This window comes from Streptomyces sp. UH6 (assembly GCF_013421635.1).
GTDB lineage: Bacteria > Actinomycetota > Actinomycetes > Streptomycetales > Streptomycetaceae > Streptomyces > Streptomyces abyssomicinicus.
On sequence record NZ_JACADT010001251.1, the window covers coordinates 1 to 1389 of the forward strand.

A 1389-nucleotide genomic window follows, 5' to 3' on the forward strand; every position below is an offset into this window, starting at 1 on the left:
GCCCCGGCTTGGCTGCCGCCTGCCCCACCGCTGTGGCCTCCGCCGTCCGACGACGAAGCACCCGTCAGCGTGCGGGCGTCCTCCTCCGACTTGGCCAACCGGTCCGGCCCGGCCGCCTCGCCGGCGGCGGGAAGGGCGCTCTGCCCGGACACGTCGTCCGCGCGGGCCTCCTCCTCACGCCGCGCGGCCGCGGCGTCCTCCTGACGCTCCTCCGCGCGCTCCCTGCCGACGTCCTCGCCGGGGAGGGCCGCCGAGGTCCCCGGTGCTCCGGCGCCCGGGGACGGCCCTGCCCAGGCCGCTGTGGCCTCCTCCGCGGAATCCTGGTCGGAGACGGCGCTCCGCACGAGCTCCTGGACGGCCCGGTCCTCGGCCTGGTCCTCGTCGGTGCGCGTGGCATCGGCGGAGGCAGCCGTGGGCTCGGCGGTGTCCTCCGCCGCGTCGGCCACCACCGGGTCGTCGGAGACCGTGAGGGAGGGAGGACGGGGTTCTCCGCGTTTGCGCCGCACGAACAGCCGCGGGTCTGTCGCGGTGTCCCCACCCGACGGCGCGGTGTCGGCGTCATCGGCGCGGCCGTCGCTCGCGGGCTCGTCGGTGTCCGGTTCGGTCCCGTCCCCGACCGACTCCGCGTCGAGGCCCAGCGGCTCGTCGTCGGCGTCCTGCTGGTTCTCGGGGTCGCCCATGGTGCGGGGCGAACCGACGGCGCCGCCGGTTCGCGGGCTTCCGCCCGGCTCGGCTCCGCTCCGGTCCACCGCCGCCGGTGCGGAGGACTTCTGCCGGACGCTCTCCGCCTGCCCCGGGTCCTGGTCACCGGCCTGCCTCTCCGGCTCGGGCGTGGCCTCCTCCGTGTCCCCGTCCGCTTCCCGCTCCGCCTCCCGCTGGTCCTGCTCCTTCTGTTCCGTCTCGTGGGCCGCCGCGTCGCGGCGTTCGTCGGAGGCGTCCTGCTGCGCGTCCCGGCCGGAGGAATTCCGTTCCTCCTGACGCTCCTGCGCCCGTTCCCGCTGCCTCCCGGCGGATTCCTCACGCGCCGGGGTGGCGCCGTGCCCGTGGGACGGGGCACCGTCCGGGTCTCCGCTTCCCCGATCCCTGCCGTCGGCCTCGGCCAGGTCGCCGGGTCCCGCCCCCTCCTCGCCGTCCCGCTCACGGGCGGCGTCCGCCTGCGCGTCCGTCTTCTGCCGCTCCTTCGAGGCGTGCTCCCGCTCCTCCTCGATGTCCTCCGCGCCGCCGGGCACGGCCGACGGAGCCGCCGCGGCCCGGGCCGGCAGCGGCCCCGCGTCCTCCGTCTCCTCCACGGCCTCCAGCAGCCGATCGAGGACGGGAGTGGTCAGCCGAGCCTCCAGCCGGTCGAACACGACGTCCTGCACCTGTGGCGACATGCGCGCCAACTGAAGC

General features: G+C 76.8%; 1 pseudogene. It reads right to left on the reverse strand.

Features of this window, described 5'->3' with window-relative positions:
* A pseudogene (locus tag HW445_RS31015) lies at positions 1-1373 on the reverse strand (hypothetical protein); the annotation flags it as partial.
* Positions 1374-1389: the final 16 nt, after the last annotated feature.